General features: G+C 35.0%; 1 pseudogene. It reads right to left on the reverse strand.

Features of this window, described 5'->3' with window-relative positions:
• A pseudogene (locus E5983_RS09500) lies at nucleotides 1-207 on the reverse strand (hypothetical protein); the annotation flags it as partial.
• Between the last annotated feature and the right edge of the window lie 242 nt (nucleotides 208-449).

Raw genomic sequence — 449 nt, forward strand, 5'->3', positions numbered from 1 at the left:
TTTAGGAGTGGTACCATGGGCATAGACATCTTTAGTAGATTCCCAGATAACTCCACAGGAGGGGCAACAGCTTGGACGTTTTTCCAAAGAACCTTCAATGATTTGGGCAAGACGATTTCGCTTATCTTTACGAAAAGTAAGCCAATTTTCTCTAAAAGTAATGTTTAGGTTTTGAATTCCGAGTAATTTTTGAGTAACATAGTCCATATGAAGCAATTCCTATTCTGATGTTTTTTTTTCACTTATCAGTTTACTAGGAATTGCTTTTTTTTGCACTCTGAATTACAAAAAAAGTTGCATGGAGAGCAAGCTTTCCACACAACTTATTATAGAACCTGTTAAAGTAGAGGTGTCTTGTTAAGTCGTATTTTAATTTGGCGCTAGACGTCGTGTATTGAAAATGAAATCACTAAAACAAGGAATCATTCAAGACAAAGAGGTAACTAATA

It is taken from the genome of Streptococcus danieliae (assembly GCF_009767945.1).
GTDB classification, from domain to species: Bacteria; Bacillota; Bacilli; order Lactobacillales; family Streptococcaceae; genus Streptococcus; species Streptococcus danieliae.